Below are 18,183 nucleotides of genomic sequence, written 5' to 3'. Positions count from 1 at the left end.
TAAACTATATCTAATTTGTTTATTATTACCTTAAATTTGCTAAACAAAATTAATCTATGAATACAGAAAATTTAGAACTGGCAACTTTGGCAGGAGGTTGTTTCTGGTGTACCGAAGCTGTTTTTCAACGTTTAAAAGGAGTAGAACAGGTACTTTCGGGATTTACCGGCGGAAATATAAAAAATCCTGCTTATCGTGAAATTATAACGGGCAGAACAGGTCACGCTGAAGCCATACAGATAAGGTTTAATCCAGGAATAATTAGTTTTCAGGATTTGCTGTATGTGTTTTTTGCCACACATGATCCTACCACATTAAATAGACAACAAAACGATGTGGGAACCCAGTACCGCAGTGCCGTTTTTTATCATTCTGAAAAACAGAAAGAAACCGCAGAAAAGGTGATTGAAGAACTGGAAGAAAAAAAGATATTTGAGAATAAAATTGTTACCGAAATAACTGCAGCAAAAGATTTTTATATTGCAGAAAAAGAGCACCAGGATTTCTATAACCAGCATAGACAGCAGCCATATTGCCAGTTTATTATAGATCCTAAAATAAAAAAACTAACTGAAGTCTTTTCAGATAAACTGAAATAATAAATAGATGGCTTATAAATTTAAAGAAGAATATAATATTGAGGTTACTGATGGACTTCAGCAAAATTATAAAAATATCCTTGAAGGGATAGGGGAGGATATTAGCCGTGAAGGCATAGAAAACACTCCAGAACGCGCAGCAAAAGCTATGCAATTCTTAACGCAGGGGTATAAAATGGATGCTAAAACCATTTTAGAAAAAGCGATGTTCAAGGAGAGTTATGATGAGATGGTGGTGGTAAAAGATATAGAATTATATTCTTTATGCGAACACCATATGTTGCCTTTTTTTGGAAAAGCTCATATTGCCTACATTCCTAACGGGCATATTGTTGGCTTAAGCAAATTACCCAGAGTGGTAGATGTTTTTGCACGCAGGCTACAGGTACAGGAGCGTTTAACGCATGATATTTTAGAATGTATAAACAACACCCTTAAACCAAAAGGAGTAGCAGTTGTTATAGAAGCCGTACATATGTGTATGATGATGCGAGGAGTGCAAAAGCAAAATAGCGCGACTACAACTTCAGGATTTAGAGGGCAATTTGAGAAAATAGAAACCAGAAATGAGTTTTTAAAACTCATTAGCTCAGATCTTAAATAACAAACTGGCACTTTATTTGCTTTATTTGGCTTAAAGCAATCAAAATGAAACTTTTAAAAGATAAATTATTTATAAAAGGCCTAATGTACGATGCTATTGGTATGGCTACTATGGCAATTCCTTTAGTTGGGCCGTTTCTTGATTTATTATGGGCGCCTTATGCAGCCAGAAAAATGGGCGAAATGTACCCTGGCAGAAAAGGAAAAGTAGCTTCTGTACTTGTATTTCTTGAAGAGATTTTACCGGGAACCGATATTATTCCAACATTTACGCTGATGTATTTCTATACTTTTGTGTGGAGTAAAAAGAAGCAGCCTAAAGAACGGGTAATTGAAGTTGAAATAATAGAGTAAAGCCTAAAGCTAATTTTCGATTAACGAAAACTCTTTCAAAATTTTATAAAAGCGGAATTCCTTATCGGGATTCCGTTTTTTTTGCATTTGTTGTAAATTATTTAAAAACTCTTTAACAGCGGCTACTCTTTGGTTTTAAATGTTTTGTGTAATTTATGCTGAATGCAAAATTTATAATATGGCAGAGTTTGAAAAGGACCGAAACACTATTTCCAATCCGTCAAAAATTTCTTTTTCCGGCTGGAAGAAAATAGCAATTATAATAAAAGATAAAATAGATGAGAATAACTTAAGTATAGTATCTGCCGGTGTAGCTTTTTATGCATTTTTAGCGATTTTTCCAGCTGTAATGGCGCTGGTTTCAATTTACGGGTTGGCGGTAAATCCTGAGCAAATTGAATATCAACTAAACCAGCTTGCTTCCATGGTGCCAGAAGAAGCCTTTGGGATTGTTGAAAAGAGACTGGAGGCATTTATTTCAACTTCGGGTAAAACATTAGGTTGGGGAATGGCAATAGGTATTTTATTTAGTATTTGGAGTGCGAATAAAGGAATGAAATCTTTATTTACCGGTATTGATATTGCTTATGCAACCCGCAGCACCCGGGGGTTTATAAAACAGAATGCACTTACTCTACTATTTACTTTTGCCGCTATTATTCTGGTGATTTTAAGTATGGGCTTAATAGTTGTTTTTCCAGCGGTAGTAGGGGAATTAGGCTTGCCTCAAAATATTGAAAACCTTATTAGCTGGTTACGCTGGCCAATTCTAGCATTAATTGTTGGATTTTTTCTTTGCATTATTTATAAATATGCTCCTGCGCGGAATAACCCGAAATTAAAATGGGTGGTTCCCGGAGCGTTGGTCGCCACTATTCTTTGGTTAATCGCTTCATGGGGTTTCTCTTATTATGTTAGTAATTTTGGAAGTTATGGGGAAGTTTACGGTTCTATTGCCGCAGTGGTTATTATGATGCTTTGGCTATTTATAAGCTGCTTTACCGTGCTTTTAGGAGCGCAACTAAATTCAGCTTCAGAGAGATATGCTAAGAAAGTTACCGCTTTTGAATAAAATTTCAACTGAATATTCTCTCGATCTAAGAGCGTTAAAACTGTGTTATTTGAAATCTCTTTAACGTTAAGTATTTAGAATTACCACGATATTTATATAAACCGAGAATTTTCGGAACTAAAACCAAAAAATAATATTATGAATAGTCAGGCAGTAATACAAAAAGGAATGAAATGGCTTAAACGAGCTGTTATCTTAAAAGCAGGAAAGGTGATTATGAAAAAACCGTCAAGTGCTCTTGGAGTAGGCGCGGTAGCAGCTGGAGCAGGAATTGCAGCCTATAGCTTTCTTAAAAAAAGAAAGAAAAATGACCTAACCCATATAGATAATATTGAAGACAATAATCCCGAAGTTAAAGGGAAAAAGAAAATTATAGTTTAAATACCCCAAATACTTAAAATTAGACCTCACAATTTCGCAGATGCGGGAATGTGAGGTCTTTTTATTTGCATAAAATAGATTGGGTCTTACTGTGTATTATTTAATTAAAGCAACCACCTTACTGAAACAGAAATATTTCTACCAATATTAGAGATACCGTCAGGTTTTAAACGGGAAAGATGTGAGATATAATCTTTATTCAAAATATTGTTAGCACTTACACCAATTCTCATTTCACTGGAATTAATAGTGAATTGTCCTCCAAATCCCGCACCTAATAGACCATAACCACCGGTGCGGGTTTCAAAAGTATCTACATTATTTTGATTAAATACATTTTTCAATCTTAAGAAAGCATATTTACTATATATTTTATCTTCTGGATTGTCAAATTCTAATCTTAAGGTATTGGTTAGGGAATTTGCTGGGATTAGCGGTAAATATTCTCCATTCCTTCTTTTTCCCGTTACGGTCTCAAAACTACTTTCAAGGTGTAACCAGTCTAAAGGGTGCGGGTGAATATGAACTCCAACTTCACCACCGTATAATTCAGCATTATTCTGAGTGTATTCAAAAACAGGATTATCATCTATTAATTCTCCCGTAGGCTGTAAATAAATATAATCGCTTATTGAATTATGAAATCCGTTTACGAAAGCTTCAAAATGCTTATTCCGCCATTCTAAAGAAAGATCTACCTGGAAATTCTGTTCATTTTCAAGATTTTGATCTCCAACCTCATACCTATTGGTACCGTGGTGAGAACCGTTAGAGGTTAATTCAGATAGATTTGGTGCTCTAAAACCGGTAGCCAGGTTTAATCTTGCGCTTAAATTTTCGGTAACATTATATTTTGCCCCCAGCGCACCGTTTATACTTTTATACGAATTATTTATTGCAGCAATTTCGCCTGTTTCGTGGTCGTGATCGTGTTCCTCTTCATGTTCTTCACCTTCGTGTTCGTCTTCGGTATGTTCTTCTTCGCGAGCTTCCACTGCTTTGCTATCTATATTCCTGGTATCAAAACGTAAACCTCCCTGGAAATCCCATCGGTCAAAATGAACGTGGGTAGTAGCGAAAAAACCAAAATCTGTAGTAGTGGCATCTGGGATTAAAATTTCTTCGCCATAGTTTGTATTGGTTTGGTGCATTCCCTGAACTCCTAAAATGGTTTCAAATCTACCTGTTCTTGGTAAATTATATTTTAGATTATAATTTAAAGTCTCCAGGTGCATTTCTAAAGCAGGATGGTCAGCGCCTTCTTCCTCATGGAGCTCTTCTTCCTCTTCATGTTCTTCTTCGCCGTGTTCCTCTTCGTGGTGGTGTTCTTCAAACTCTTTACGAGTGTTATACTGATAGCCTACTTTAAAATCCAGGCTTGAATTGTTGAAATATAGTTTATTCTCTAAACTTAAAATATGGTTGTCTATTTCCTGGTAGGGAAGAAGGGGATCTTTATCTGTAGATTGTACCCCTATTTCTTCGGGAATTCCAATATTCGATTTATTAAAATTATACCTTAAATCGGTTTTGAATTTAGCATCCTGGTAGCCGATGCCCGCTTTAAAATCGGTTTCATTAAATCGGGTATTAGTTACCCTTTCTCCATCCCCGGTTTCATAATCACTATGTGTGGTATAACTACCGCGAGCCAAAAATTTTAATTTTTCTCCAGATGTTTTGGCCATCACGCTTCCCTGGTATCCCTGGGTATTACTGAAATAATTTACATCTGCTTCTGCATTGGTTTCATTTGATGCTGCGTAACGTTCTGGGTTAAGGTAAAGTACACCACCAATGGCATCACTTCCATAGAGCAGGGAAGCAGGGCCTTTTATAACCTCAACGCTTTCAATTCCTTTAGAGCTTATACCAAGTCCGTGCTCATCTCCATACTGCTGATTTTCTAATCTAACTCCCTGTGTATAAACCAAAACACGATTAGAACTTAAACCTCTAATTACCGGTTTTCCAATTCCAACTCCTGTGGTTAAACTTTCCACGCCGGCAATTTGAGTTATCCCCTCGCTTAAAGTAACGGCTCCTTTACGGTTTAATTTTGCTACATTTTCCCGCTCTACACGCATTACATTTTCACTTTGTAATTGATGAAAAGGTGTAGAAACTATCACTTCTTCCATCTCTATGGCCGATTTTTCTAAAGTGATATTTAAAGTAGAAGTTTCCGGAAAATCTAATTCGTTGGAGTAGGTACCGAAACCTACCGAAGAAACTACAATTTTAAACTTTCCGTTAGGAATATTTTCAACCGTAAAATTTCCATCAAGATCGGTCATAGCACCTTTACTTAATTCAGGAAAATAAACATTGGCACTAAATACCGGTTCTTCGGTTTCAGCATTGGTAACCTTGCCCGAGAAGTTATTCTGAGCATATATAATTGGACTCACTACTATAAAAAGCAATGAGAAAAGTAAACTTTTCATATATTATTTTTAAATAATTAAAATTCTAACAAATAAAAACGGAATGTTAGGCAGCCAGTGGAGGACCGCGAAGCTCGAAAGGGAGCTTTTGATAATCACTTAAAAAATGATAGAAATCGAAGAATTGTTTTTTGATCTGCTTTTCTACAAGAGGCTCAAAATTTATAAAATCGGCAGCAAGTACCGGACTTTGATGAAAAGAATAGAGTTCACAGTCCAGGCTACTTTCGTGAAAATGCTCATCGGCATAATTTACACATAATTCGTGGCCGTGACCGCTAAAAATATGCGAGAAACTTATTACAACCGGAAGCAGAAGTAATGCTCCCAATAATATAGCGAATATGTGTTTAAAGAGTTTCAAGAATAATTACTGGAATAATTTAGCAAAGCCCATTCTACTTAGCATTTTCTTTTCGAAGGTCCAAAAGAACTGAAACTGGCCGAAAATCCAGCCAAAACTAACCAATAAAACCTGGTAAATAGGAAAAATCAGGAATATTCTAGCGCTCCAGTAAACCGCCCAATGAGAGGATGCCTGATAGATACCCAGGAAATTACATAGAGGCTCAGCTAATTTAGCTGAAGTAGATCCCGTAATAGCAAACACTATAAATATTATAAATATTTGCCAATTAGAATCTATACCCCAACGTGCTTTTAACTTATTCATGCCGCAAAAATACTAAAAGCTTCGGAGAATTAAAATAATGAGTGTTAAATACGCGTAGGTACAGAGAATCGCTGATTATAATGCCTGCTGAAAAACACAAAGTAATTGTATAGCAAGTAGTTTACCTCGTACCCGTAATCTATATTAGGATCGTAATTAATTTCCTGCAAATATAGATCGGAATTATAGACCTGGGGTTGCCTAACGCGCTGATTATAATCTGAAACTAAAATTCGGTTTTTGTTTTCCAGGTATTGTTGAGAATAATAACCTTCAGGTTTAGCTATAGAATTTATAAAAAGATTAAAACCCGGTTCAATAATTATAATTTCATATTCCAGACTATCGTTTGCAATGCGCACTGTATCCTCATTTATTTGAGAATCTCCAAGGTTTCTATTTCTTGAGCTTCCGCAGCTATAAATAAATAAACCCAGTAGTAAAATATAAATGAAGTTTTTCATGCCTGTTCTTTATTCTAAAATCGAGACTAAATTTTTCAATGTATTCCTTTTCATCAAACAAAAAGGAATACATTAAAATTTTATCTGCTGAAAAATATAATATTCTTTAAATTAATTTATTTTCCGCCTAACATACCACCAAGCAGACTGCCACCTTTTTTGCCTTTTTTATCCCCAAATGCCATTCCGGCAACGTCATCTATTACGCTGCCATCACCATCGGCGTCTAATAAAGTTTCGAGTAAAGATTGGTCGTGAGAATCATCCGATCCCATAACCGAACCTAATAAACCAGATAAACCTGAAGAATTTACATTATCTTTTCTTTTTTGCTGTCCTAATAAGCCCATAACTACCGGGGCAGCCATTTCCAGGATATTATTCACCGTAGATTCATCAATATTTAATGTTCCGGCAATGGTTTTACTAATTCCGCTTTGTTTTGCTCCTAAAACGTGGTTTAAAATCTTGCTACCTTCGTTGGTAAGTTCTTCCGGATCTTTTTCTCCCAAATTATCTAAAACCTCTCCATTGTGTTTTTCATCCTGTAAAGCTTTATCTAAACTTTCGGCACCTTTAGGATCTTTAGCGTTTCTTTTCATTGCGCCAAGAATTAAAGGCATAGCCATTCCCAATACCGAGGTAATTTTACTTTTATCTTCTGAAGTTTTTGCGCTGGCTTTGTTAACCAGTTGTTCTCCCGTTTGCGTATTAAGTAAATCTAATATTGAAGCCATAATTTTATTTTTTATTTCAATGAATTTACGGCTTTTAAATAGTAAGTCACGTTAAAGCTTTATTATAATCTACTCGATAATCGAGATTAGATGCTCTAAACACTTCCTCTATAATTAAACAACTGTTCGCTATCAATGGCTACTAAGCTTTCTCTCAGGTTGTTTATTTATTAAAATAGGAAATAATTTGTTTTGAAAGTTCTAAACCTATGCGTTCCTGGGCTTCACGGGTAGATGCACCAATATGCGGACTTAAAGATAATTTCTCGTTCATTAACAATTTAATAGCCGGTCTTGGTTCGGCTTCAAAAGTATCTAAACCTGCAAAAGCAACTTTACCGTCTTCTATAGCATCTAAAAGTGCTACTTCATCTATAACCCCGCCACGAGCTGTGTTGATAATTCCAACTCCCGGTTTCATCGCCTCTAATTCCTTCTTACCAATTAATGGTTTGGTTTGAGCGGGCACATGAAGCGTAATAAAATCTGAATGTTTTATAAGTTCTTCAACCGGTTCGGTTTTTATAGGGATTTCTATGCTTTGATGATTATAAAATTCTAAAGTGATTTTTACTTCCCCGTCTTCTTTATCGCTGGTAATAACCTTCATTCCCAGGCCTAATGCAATTTTAGCAACTTCACGACCAATCTTGCCAAAACCTATAATTCCTAAAGTTTTTCCCCGGAGTTCAATTCCTGCGGAATAGGATTTCTTTAATTCCTTAAACCTTGATTCTCCCTCTAAAGGCATATTCCTGTTGGCATCGAATAATTTCCTTACTCCGCTAAAAAGATGCGCAAAAACAAGTTCTGCCACAGAAGCTGAAGCTGCCTGGGGTGTATTAATAACTTTTATGCCTTTACTTTCGGCATAGTCTACGGCAATGTTATCTAAACCAACGCCGCCACGACCTATTAATTTTAAATTCTTACACGCATCTATAACAGCCTTATCTACATTTGTGGCGCTTCTTACAAGTAACACTTTTATGCCTTTAGAATTAATATAATCGGCAAGTTGTTCCTGGGCAACTTTGGTGCTAATAACTTCAAATCCTGCTTTTTCAAGCTGTTCTATTCCAACTTTAGCAAGACCATCGTTGGCCAAAATTTTAATCTTTTCAGGTTCAGTTGGAGTAGTAGGTTTATTAAAAAAATCTTCAGGTTTCATTTATTTATAATTTAATCCCTGTATGGGAATTTTCAGGAGTACATTTTCCTATACGTTTTCAATTTATTGAACCAGTTTCAGGCTTCTTATTTATGACTGTTGTTCGAGCTTTTGCATTGTTTCAACCAGTACTTTTACGCTTTCAATATCTAAGGCGTTATACATAGAGGCCCGATACCCTCCAACACTTCTGTGACCGTTAAGTCCGTTAATGCCAGCATCTTTCCAAAGTTTGTCAAAATCTTCTTTCTTGCTTTCGTCTACAAGATTAAAAGTGGCATTCATTGGAGACCTGTCTTCAACTTCAGCAAAACCTTTAAAAAGCGGATTTCTATCTATTTCTTTATAAAGTAGATCAGCTTTTTCATTATTTCGTTTTTCCATGGCTGCAATTCCGCCGTGGTTTTTAATCCATCTTAGGGTTAATAGCGAAATATACACCGCGTAAACAGCCGGAGTGTTAAACATACTGTCTTTTTCCAGGTGTACCTTGTAATTAAGCATAGATGGAATTTCACGCTCAACTTTACCTAAAATATCTTGTTTAATTATCACGAGTGTAGTTCCTGCCGGACCCATATTTTTTTGGGCCCCTGCATAAATAAGATCGAATTTTGAAAAATCGAGTTCCCTGGAAAATATATCGCTGCTCATGTCACACACCAACGGGGCATCAACATCAGGGAAATCTTTTATTTGCGTTCCGAAAATGGTGTTATTGCTGGTGCAGTGAAAATAATCTACATCAGAAGGAATTTGATAATTCTTTGGGATATAATTGAAGTTTTTATCTTTAGAAGAGGCCACTTCAACTACTTCGCCAAAAAGTTTCGCTTCTTTTATTGCTTTAGAAGACCAGGTACCGGTATTGAGATAAGCTGCTTTTTTATTCAGTAAATTATAAGCCGTCATTAAAAATTGCATACTGGCACCTCCTTGCAGAAACAAGGCTTTATAGCCTTTATTTTGAAGTCCTAAAAGTTCCAGCGAAAGGTTTCGGGCTTCTTCCATCACATCTACAAAAGCAGCGCTGCGATGCGAAATTTCCATAATAGACAAGCCTGAATCCTGGTAATTTAAAATGCCCTGCGCGGCTTCTTTGAAAACTTCCTGCGGTAAAATACAGGGTCCGGCGCTATAATTATGTTTTTTCATAGTTGGTTTATAAAAGTGGTTAGTCTTATGTTTTAAAGTTCTTCTAAAAATTTTAAAGTATCTACGCCATCGGCATAATCCCATAATTTTGGTTGTTGGGTTTGGCCAAAATCAACTTCAGCATTTGTTCCTACAACGCATTGCAGGTTTTCTTTATTTTGCTCAAGTTTTTCCTGTAATTCTTTTTCATCCTCATATTTTTCATAAAACAAGGTGGCGATAGGGGAGCCAAAACTTTGGTCTTCTTTTAGAATAAGAAATCCGTTTTCCAGCAATTTAAATTCACTCATTAAATACACTGCTTTATTATAATCGTAGTTATTGGAGTATTTAGCTGAATTCAATAAAGTATTCCACGGGTACATCGCCTTAAAGAAAGCATCAAAATTATAGTTTTCGGGAAGATAAAGTTTAGAAACATTGCGGCAACCTAAACCAAAATATCTAAAAACATCTTCGCCCAGAGCTTCCAGTTCTTCTTTACTTTCATTACCGGTAAGAATGGCAACCGAATTTCGGTTTTTTCTTATAATATTAGGTTTCCCCGAGAAATAATACTCAAAATAGCGTGCAGTATTGTTACTTCCGGTAGCGATTACCGCATCAAAATTGGTAAGTTTCTCTTCAGTAAATTTTATTCGTTCTTCAAATTCTGGCGCTATATTCATTAAAAACCCGGCAATTACCGGTAACAATTGTTTATCGTTAGAAGATTGTTTTACCAGTACTTTATGCCCAGAAATTAAAACCGAAACAAAATCGTGAAATCCAACTAATGGAATATTGCCTGCCATAATAATGGCTACTGTTTTTTGTTCTGGTTTATCGAATTTATAAGGTTCAAGCCATTGATCCAAATTGCTTTGCGTTAGCGCTTTGCTCCATTGCTGAAGTGAAAAAATCACGTTTTCTCGGGTAAACCAGCCGTTATAATGAACCGCTTGATCAATTTTATCATTTAATTCATTAAAAAATCTTTCGTTTTCAGGCGTTATTTTTATTGAATTATTAGTGGCATCCCCAAAAAGACTCAGGAATTTTCCCACTTGAACAAAATATGATTTTCTTTCTTCGATTGTCATTTCCTTATTTGGTTATGATAGCCAATGGCTTTAAATTTGTAGCGCGAAATTAAAACTTAAGGCGGCAAACTCCTAAAAAACGACGGGAAATACCAACTAAGTTTTATGATAATTAAATTACAAAGAAAAAAGCTATGGCAATTGTTATAACAGATGAGTGCATAAACTGCGGTGCTTGCGAGCCCGAGTGCCCAAATACAGCAATTTACGAAGGTGCAGATGACTGGCGTTATGCCGATGGTACAGACCTGGAAGGTAACGTGGTACTACCCAACGGGAAAGAAGCCGATGCTAACGAAGCCCAGGAACCTATTAGTGATGAGATCTATTATATTGTACCAGATAAGTGTACAGAATGTAAAGGATTTCACGAAGAACCACAATGTGCTGCGGTTTGCCCCGTAGATTGTTGTGTACCAGATGATGAACACGTAGAAAGCGAAGAAGAATTACTCGCAAAGCAGAAATTTATGCACGAGAACGAATAAATTCTGCTGAATTTAGAATATACAAGATCCCATTTTAGTTGAAATGGGATCTTTTTTTATATAATAGAATTGCTTATGAAACCGCGAACTTAATCTCGTTACGATAAACCGAAGGTGACTTACCGGTAAACTTTTTAAACTGCTTGTTAAAGTGACTAAAATTATTAAAACCACTTTCAAAGCACACATCGGTGATACTTATTTGCTTTTCGTGTAGTAATTTTGCAGCGTGTACCAGGCGATATTCGTTCACGAATTGTACAAAAGTTTTTCCAGTCGTTTTTTTGAAATATCTACAAAAAGCCGGCACCGTCATACTCACCACATCGGCAATTTCTTCCAGGGCAATATTTCTTTTAAACTCGTTCTTTACAAAATTAAAGATCACGTTAATTCGATTGTGATCTTCCAGTTCGGTATCCAGTACAAAGCCTTCGGCATTTAAAAGCGTAAAATCTTTTGCATTTTCAAGCATATTAAGAACATCTAGCAAACCCAGTAGCCTTTTATAGTTAGTTAATGAGCTTAAGGCTTCTATCTTTTCCCCAATAAGGTTTTTATCTTCTCCGTGAAAAACAATTCCATTTTTGGCCCGCTCAAGTAAAACCCGCACATTTCTCATTTCAGGAATTTCCCAGAAATTTTTTCCGAGGAAATCTGGGCTGAACTGAATAACGGTTTCCCGGTCGTTATTGGTTAAACTATCTGTAAATCCACAGTGCGGAAGATTGGCGCCAATTAATATAAGATCACCGTTTTGATAATAAGAGACGTGGCTTCCAATTTGTCTTTTACCAGATCCTCCGTTTACATAAACAAGTTCAATTTCGGGATGGTAATGCCAAAATGTGTGGTTTTTGTTTTGATGATCCTGGTTAAAATTTTTAAAAGAAAATGAACTTCCAAAGCTTGGGTCTACTTTTTCAAAAGAAGGTTTACTGGTTTTTAGCATATTCTCAATAAATTAACACTTAGTTAATATGGGCTTAATATAGGTCTTTAATGCAAAATTAACTCCAAAATATGCTATATGCACAATAATTCAATATTAAATTAATGTAAAGATCAATATAGCACATTTTCTTGTTTATTCACTACTATTCAGCAGGGTAAAAGTGCGCTATCTTTGTAGTTGTAAACAAGGGGTATTAACAATTAAAAATCAAAATTATGAAAAAACTATTGAAAAATTCGTTATTACTAGTAGTATTGGTAACCGGAATAAACATGTATGCAGCTGACCGTGTGGAAGTTAGTGTTGATAAAGGGCAAACGCTAATTGTAGAATTAGATAATGTAAGTACAGTAAGCTTAGAAGATGCTTCAGGATTTATTCTATTTAAGGATAGCCCGGCTCTTGATGGGAATTATAAGAAACAAATAGATTTTAGTCGTATTCCTGCTGGAACTTACTTTTTAAATACAGAAGATCTTAATGGGATTTACACTACAGAAATTAAGAAATCTTCTACTGGAATAAGCATTGAAGATAAAACTGCTGCGGTTGTTTTTAAACCAATTTACAGAGTGGAATCTAAAAAAGTGAAATTTTTTCTAACCAATCCAACAGAAACTAATGCCACTTTAAAGGTATATGATGCTACAGGAAAACTTGTAGGAGAAGTTAAAGGAAAAGGTTACACAATGAACAAAACCCTGGATTTTTCTAAAATGCCAAAGGGAGAATACACATTTACACTAAACGTTGCTGACAAAACAGTTACAGAAAAACTTTCAATTTAAGTAAGTTTATTAATTCAACTTAAAGCAGGAATTTGCACCTAAAATTCCTGCTTTTATTATTTAAAGGCCGAAACTGGTTTCTCCAGTTTCGGTTTTTTTATTCCTATTAAAATAGTCTCACAAATTTTAAGTATTTTCCAAAACAATTAGCGCTTTATTTTAAATAATTAAATTCAAGTCCAGTAATCCCAATCTGTAATGATTAACCTCACGCAACAAAAAGAAGTATTCCTGTCTTTTCCTGACAATTGTTTCTTATTACTACCAGATGATCCAAAATTTACAATTATTGAAGTTAATCGTGCCTTTATAAATACTTCTGGAATGAAGCGCGAACAATTGGTGGGAAATGGTATGCTGGAAGTTTTTGGTAAAGAAAATAGAGATCACGATTTTATTAGAATAATTACTAAATTTTTTAGGGAAGCTATAGAATTTGGCGAACCAAATCATATTCCCCAGGTAAGATATGACTTGCCAGATGAAAAGGGTGCACTACAGCGAAAAATTTGGGAAGCAGATAATATTCCTATTAAAAATGAAAATGGTGAAATTGAATTTATTTTACACCGGGTACGTGATATAACTCAAGTAATTAGAACCAGAGAAGAGGGGCAGGTTTCGCTGAAAAATTTAAAGGAAAATAAAAAATTTCTAAAAGAAACTCAGGAAGTTGCAAAAATTGGCAGCTGGCAGTTGGATATTGAACAGAATACACTTTCCTGGTCTAAAATGCTTAAGGAAATTCACGAGGTTTCGCAAGATTTTTCACCGGGTCTTGATGCTGCGATAGGTTTTTATAAAACAGAAAAAGATAGGACCACCATAAAAAATGCAGTTTCTAATGCCATTGAAACCGGTAAAACTTTTGATCTTGAACTGGAAATTATTACTGCAAAAAATAATGATAAATGGATAAGAGCCACGGGGAAACCACATTTTAAAAACGGAAAATGTGTTAGAGTATTTGGAGCTACCCAGGATATTACTTCCCGTAAACTTGCTCAAATTAGACTTGAAAACATTAACGATAATATTCCAGGAGTTGTTTTTAGATATAAACTTAAACCAAATGGTGATGACCAATTAATGTACATAAGCGAAGGAGTTCGGAATGTTTGGGGGATCACCCCACAGGAAGCAACGCGAGACAATAGCGTTGTATGGGATTTGTATTATGAAGATGACGTGCCGGGACTTAAAAAAACAATCAATGAATCTGCCGGTAATTTAAATATGTGGACCTATGAGTGGCGGGTAAAACATCCCGAAAGAGGTTTGCGATGGAATAGGGGATTTGGAACTCCGCAGAAACTGGCAGATAAAAGTGTAGTTTGGGATTGCATTGTTTTAGATGTAACCGAAGAAAAATTGGCGTATGAATTATTAGAAATTAATGAATCCAGGCAGCGTAGTTTACTCGAGTCTCAAACCAATTATGTTATTAGAACCGATACCGACGGAAATTATACCTATTACAATTCAAAATTTAAAGAAGATTTTGGTTGGATCCATACAGAGGAGGGTTTAATTGGAAATAGTTGTATGATAGCGGTTGTGGAAGAAGACAGGCCAAAAGTGCAGGAAACTGCCATTAAATGCCTGGAGAATCCTAATGAAACATTTCAAATAGAGATAGGAAAACCCCGAAGGGATGGTAAAACCCGAACTACGGTATGGGATTTTATTGCTTTATGTGATGCCGAAGGAAATCCAAATGAAATTCAGTGTATAGGGATTGATATTTCAGAAAAAAAAGAAGCAGAGTTATCGCTCAATGAAGCCAAAAAGCAATATGAAGGATTAATAAACAGCATAGAAGGTGTTTTTTGGGAAATGGATGCAAAAACCTTTGAGTTTACCTTTGTAAGTGAACAGGCAAAAGATTTAATAGGAATTAAGCCTGAAGATTGGTATCACGATGCAGGCTTTTGGCAAAACCATATACATCCTGAAGACCGTGAATACGCGGTAAATTTTTGTTCTAACCAGGTAAAAAAAGGAAATAACCACAGCTTTGAATACCGAATGCAAAAAGCAGATGGTAGTTATGTGTGGTTAAGTGATGTGGTTTCGGTAATAAGAGAAAACGGGGAAATCAAATGGTTAAGAGGTATTATGACAGATATCTCGAAAAGAAAAAGAGCTGAAGAACAAATTCAGTTAAGCGAGCAACGTTTTAAAGGTTTGGTGCAGGAAGGTGGCGATTTAATTGCCATATTAGATGAAAATGGAGATTATATCTATGCAAGCCCTACTTCAGTTTCTGTTTTAGGCTTTACCCAGGAAGATTTTAAAAATAGAAATGCATTTGATTTTATTCATCCTGACGATCTCCCAAAGGTTCAAAAGGAATTTGCAAAAATAGACCAGCAAAAAAGAATAGAAATTAGTGGCTTTAGGTTTAAGCACAAAAATGGAGATTGGCGATGGTTGGAAACTACCTTAACCAATCTTTCTGATGATCCCGCAGTAAACGGATTTGTTTCTAACGCCAGGGATATTACCGATAAGAAGCGTTTTCAGGAATTAGAGAATTTAGAGCGAAAAGTCCTGGAAATGAATTTTAAAAAAACTTCCCGATTAAAGGAAATCCTTAATTTTTATGTGGAGAGCCTGGAAAAGATAAATCCTAATGCATTTTTTGTTATTCAAAGGTTTGAAAACGAGAATTTATCTTATTGGGCTTCCGGTGAAATTGAGCCCTCTCTTGTAGAAGCTTTAAATGAGCTGGGAATTGAAAAAAGAGAAAAAATATTTTCTGTATTTGACGAGGGGAAACCTGTTAATTTAAAAATAAATAAAGTTCCAGATTCCAATTTAAAAGCACTGGCATTAGAAAATGAAATTGAATCCTGCTCTACTTACCCAATTATAGATTCAAAAGGCGAAAGACTGGGTATTTTTACGGTTTTTTATAAAAAAGAGCATTTTTCTGAAGAAAAAAAGGAGCAAAGAAGTATTAAAAGAGCGGTTGGATTGCTACAGTTAATTATTGAATTTCAGATAAATGAACTCGCCTTAAAACGTAGCAATCAACGCTACGAATTTGTAAATAAAGCTACCGAAGATGCTATTTATGATTGGGATGTGGTAAAAGATGAGCTTAAATGGGGAGATGGGTTTTACAAAATGGTTGGCGCCGATAGGGAGGATGCAAAGTTTTCGCTCGAAAAATGGAGCGAAGGTGTTCACCCCAATCATATAGGTGAAGTATATGAAAGTCTGGAAAATAGTTTAAAAGATAAGAGTAAAAACAAATGGAGTTCTGAATATCTATTTAGGAAAGCCAACGGAGATTTTTTAAATATTATTGATAACGGCTATATTATTAGAAATGAGGGAGGCTTAGCGGTGAGAATGATTGGAGTACTTCGTGATGTTTCAGACATTAGAGCTTATGAAAAGGAACTTGAAAATGCAAACGAAAGATATCGTTATGTAACCAAAGCCACCTCTGATGCTATTTGGGATTATGATGTAGTGGAAGGGGAATTATTCTGGGGTGCAGGATTCGAAAATTTATTCGGCTATAATTTGAACGAATTTAAACCGAAACTTTCTACGTGGTACAATAAAATTCATCCAGAAGATCAGGGGAGAATTGTTAATAGTTTTCAGGAATTTCTTAATAGTGAAGATACGATTTGGGAAGAAGAATATAGGTATATAAATGCGCAGGATGAATATATGGATGTTTTTGACAGGGGTTTTGTAGTGCGTGATAAAAATAATAAAGCCCTTAGGGTAGTTGGTGCAATGCAGGATATTTCGCGTAAAAAACAATACGAAATATCACTTAAAAAGCTTAATGCAGAATTAAAAGAAAGAGCCAAAGAATTGGCTGCTTCAAATGCAGAATTAGAGCAGTTTGCCTACGTAGCCTCTCATGACCTCCAGGAGCCATTGCGCATGGTGACAAGCTTTTTAACCCAATTAGAAAAGAAATATGCAGATGTTCTGGACGAAAAAGGTTTGTTGTATATAGATTTTGCCGTAGATGGTGCAAAAAGAATGCGACAAATTATTTTAGATCTTTTAGAATTCTCCAGGGTAGGTAGAACCGAAGATAAACTTGAAACTGTTGCATTAGATGATATTTTAGAAGAAATTAAATACCTGTACAGGAAAAGGATAGAGGAAAGAAATGTAAAGATTATATATGTAAATTTACCCGTAATAAAAGTGCCAAAAAGTCCTATAAGACAGGTATTTCAAAATATTATTAGCAACGCTATTAAATACAGCAAAGCAGAGATTAATCCTACGATTACCATTGATTTTCAGGAGACTGCAAATTTCTGGGAATTTAGCATAAAAGATAACGGGATTGGGATAGATAAGGAATATTTTGATCGTATTTTTGTGATTTTTCAGCGCCTGCACCATAGGGATGAATATTCGGGTACCGGAATGGGACTCGCGGTAACCAAAAAAATTATTGAGAACCTGGGCGGTAACATTTGGGTAGAATCCCAGGAAGGAAATGGGAGTATTTTTCACTTTACCATTTCCAAGTATATTTCATAATAATAAATAGATTCTAATAATTAGATTTACATTAAAAATGATTTATATTTTTAGTTAATTATTATGTAAATCCGTATATTCTACTCGGTAATGGAGATATAAATACATCGATCTTGCTTAGAATATCAAATAATTGTCAATTATGAATACCCATAAGTTACTATGTGGTAGATTATTATTAAAACTTTCAAATAAATTCTTATAGCTATGGAATCTATCCACATACTTTTGGTTGAAGATAATGAAGGCGATATACTTTTAACTTCTGAAGCGCTTGAAGACGGTAAAATTCTAAATAAATTAAGTGTGGTTAGAGATGGGAAAGAGGCTATGGATTTTCTGGATAAAAAAGGAACGCATGTAAAAGCACTTACCCCAGATCTTATTTTACTGGATGTAAATCTTCCAAAAATGAATGGGCACGAGGTTCTTAAATTTGTTAAACAGCATAAAGACCTGAAACAAATTCCAGTAATTATGCTCACTACTTCCTCTTCCAAAGAAGATATAGATATTTCTTACCAGAATTATGCTAACTGTTATATCACAAAACCTATAGAAGTAGAAGATTTTATGAAAGCCGTGAATCAAATTGAGGAGTTTTGGGTGAATTTGGTAAAACATCCCTCTAAATAGTCGTTTTTCTTCAAAATATAATTAACATTATATTTTAAATCTTTGTTA

At 35.2% G+C, this 18,183-nt stretch carries 18 protein-coding genes; 9 read left to right on the top strand and 9 right to left on the bottom strand.

The window, feature by feature from the left end; all coding sequences use genetic code 11:
* The first annotated feature begins 56 nt into the window (after positions 1 to 56).
* From msrA to AACZ30_RS00895, 5 genes are all read left to right on the top strand, one after another.
* Positions 57 to 599 (top strand): peptide-methionine (S)-S-oxide reductase MsrA, encoded by a 543-nt coding sequence (gene msrA / locus AACZ30_RS00915; protein ID WP_339646849.1) that lies wholly within the window; start codon positions 57 to 59, stop codon positions 597 to 599.
* 7 nt (positions 600 to 606) lie between these two features.
* Positions 607 to 1,203, top strand: a complete 597-nt coding sequence (folE, locus tag AACZ30_RS00910) for a GTP cyclohydrolase I FolE (protein ID WP_093305417.1) — start codon at positions 607 to 609, stop codon at positions 1,201 to 1,203.
* Between the two features lie 44 nt (positions 1,204 to 1,247).
* The gene (locus AACZ30_RS00905) at positions 1,248 to 1,556 is read left to right on the top strand and encodes a hypothetical protein (protein WP_339646844.1); all 309 of its coding nucleotides are present in this window, start codon (positions 1,248 to 1,250) and stop codon (positions 1,554 to 1,556) included.
* A gap of 178 nt (positions 1,557 to 1,734) precedes the next feature.
* Positions 1,735 to 2,628, top strand: coding sequence for a YihY/virulence factor BrkB family protein (locus AACZ30_RS00900; protein WP_339646841.1), 894 nt, complete (start codon positions 1,735 to 1,737; stop codon positions 2,626 to 2,628).
* Between the two features lie 138 nt (positions 2,629 to 2,766).
* On the top strand, positions 2,767 to 3,009 hold the full coding sequence (locus AACZ30_RS00895; RefSeq protein WP_339646838.1) for a hypothetical protein: 243 nt from the start codon (positions 2,767 to 2,769) through the stop codon (positions 3,007 to 3,009).
* A 104-nt stretch (positions 3,010 to 3,113) separates the two neighbouring features.
* Here the strand turns inward: AACZ30_RS00895 and AACZ30_RS00890 are convergent, their stop codons facing one another.
* The 8 genes from AACZ30_RS00890 to AACZ30_RS00855 all read right to left on the bottom strand — a co-directional run bounded on the left by AACZ30_RS00890 (position 3,114) and on the right by AACZ30_RS00855 (position 10,738).
* A complete protein-coding gene (locus AACZ30_RS00890; protein WP_339646835.1) occupies positions 3,114 to 5,456 on the bottom strand; it encodes a TonB-dependent receptor in 2,343 nt (780 codons plus the stop codon).
* A gap of 46 nt (positions 5,457 to 5,502) precedes the next feature.
* Positions 5,503 to 5,787 (bottom strand): hypothetical protein, encoded by a 285-nt coding sequence (locus tag AACZ30_RS00885; protein WP_339646833.1) that lies wholly within the window; start codon positions 5,785 to 5,787, stop codon positions 5,503 to 5,505.
* A 39-nt stretch (positions 5,788 to 5,826) separates the two neighbouring features.
* Positions 5,827 to 6,129 carry a DUF6787 family protein gene (locus tag AACZ30_RS00880; RefSeq protein WP_339646830.1) on the bottom strand — a complete coding sequence of 101 codons (303 nt, stop codon included), beginning with the start codon at positions 6,127 to 6,129 and terminating at the stop codon, positions 5,827 to 5,829.
* Positions 6,130 to 6,173: 44 nt separating this feature from the next.
* Positions 6,174 to 6,593: a DUF6146 family protein gene (locus tag AACZ30_RS00875; protein ID WP_075326995.1), complete on the bottom strand. Its 420-nt coding sequence runs from the start codon at positions 6,591 to 6,593 to the stop codon at positions 6,174 to 6,176.
* Between the two features lie 116 nt (positions 6,594 to 6,709).
* Positions 6,710 to 7,330 (bottom strand): DUF937 domain-containing protein, encoded by a 621-nt coding sequence (locus AACZ30_RS00870; RefSeq protein ID WP_339646827.1) that lies wholly within the window; start codon positions 7,328 to 7,330, stop codon positions 6,710 to 6,712.
* A gap of 163 nt (positions 7,331 to 7,493) precedes the next feature.
* Positions 7,494 to 8,447 carry a D-2-hydroxyacid dehydrogenase gene (locus tag AACZ30_RS00865; protein WP_339646968.1) on the bottom strand — a complete coding sequence of 318 codons (954 nt, stop codon included), beginning with the start codon at positions 8,445 to 8,447 and terminating at the stop codon, positions 7,494 to 7,496.
* Positions 8,448 to 8,591: 144 nt separating this feature from the next.
* Positions 8,592 to 9,656 (bottom strand): 3-phosphoserine/phosphohydroxythreonine transaminase, encoded by a 1,065-nt coding sequence (gene serC / locus AACZ30_RS00860; RefSeq protein ID WP_339646824.1) that lies wholly within the window; start codon positions 9,654 to 9,656, stop codon positions 8,592 to 8,594.
* 32 nt (positions 9,657 to 9,688) lie between these two features.
* Complete coding sequence (locus tag AACZ30_RS00855) at positions 9,689 to 10,738, bottom strand: acyl-CoA reductase (RefSeq protein WP_339646821.1); 1,050 nt, start codon at positions 10,736 to 10,738, stop codon at positions 9,689 to 9,691.
* Between the two features lie 134 nt (positions 10,739 to 10,872).
* Here AACZ30_RS00855 and AACZ30_RS00850 point away from each other — a divergent pair, with 134 nt between their 5' ends.
* Complete coding sequence (locus AACZ30_RS00850) at positions 10,873 to 11,226, top strand: 4Fe-4S dicluster domain-containing protein (protein ID WP_057483042.1); 354 nt, start codon at positions 10,873 to 10,875, stop codon at positions 11,224 to 11,226.
* Positions 11,227 to 11,299: 73 nt separating this feature from the next.
* Here AACZ30_RS00850 and AACZ30_RS00845 read toward each other — a convergent pair whose 3' ends face one another.
* Positions 11,300 to 12,178 (bottom strand): helix-turn-helix domain-containing protein, encoded by an 879-nt coding sequence (locus AACZ30_RS00845; RefSeq protein ID WP_075326991.1) that lies wholly within the window; start codon positions 12,176 to 12,178, stop codon positions 11,300 to 11,302.
* A 218-nt stretch (positions 12,179 to 12,396) separates the two neighbouring features.
* Between AACZ30_RS00845 and AACZ30_RS00840 the strand changes: the two genes are divergently transcribed.
* The 3 genes from AACZ30_RS00840 (at position 12,397) to AACZ30_RS00830 (ending at position 18,135) form a co-directional block, all read left to right on the top strand.
* Positions 12,397 to 12,969: a T9SS type A sorting domain-containing protein gene (locus tag AACZ30_RS00840; RefSeq protein ID WP_339646814.1), complete on the top strand. Its 573-nt coding sequence runs from the start codon at positions 12,397 to 12,399 to the stop codon at positions 12,967 to 12,969.
* 198 nt (positions 12,970 to 13,167) lie between these two features.
* A complete protein-coding gene (locus AACZ30_RS00835; protein ID WP_339646811.1) occupies positions 13,168 to 17,499 on the top strand; it encodes a PAS domain-containing protein in 4,332 nt (1,443 codons plus the stop codon).
* A gap of 207 nt (positions 17,500 to 17,706) precedes the next feature.
* On the top strand, positions 17,707 to 18,135 hold the full coding sequence (locus AACZ30_RS00830) for a response regulator (RefSeq protein ID WP_075326988.1): 429 nt from the start codon (positions 17,707 to 17,709) through the stop codon (positions 18,133 to 18,135).
* Positions 18,136 to 18,183: the final 48 nt, after the last annotated feature.

Origin of the sequence: uncultured Salegentibacter sp. (genome assembly GCF_963972535.1) — a bacterium.
Classification (GTDB): Bacteria; Bacteroidota; Bacteroidia; order Flavobacteriales; family Flavobacteriaceae; genus Salegentibacter.
This window is presented reverse-complemented; position numbering and strand designations above follow the sequence as displayed.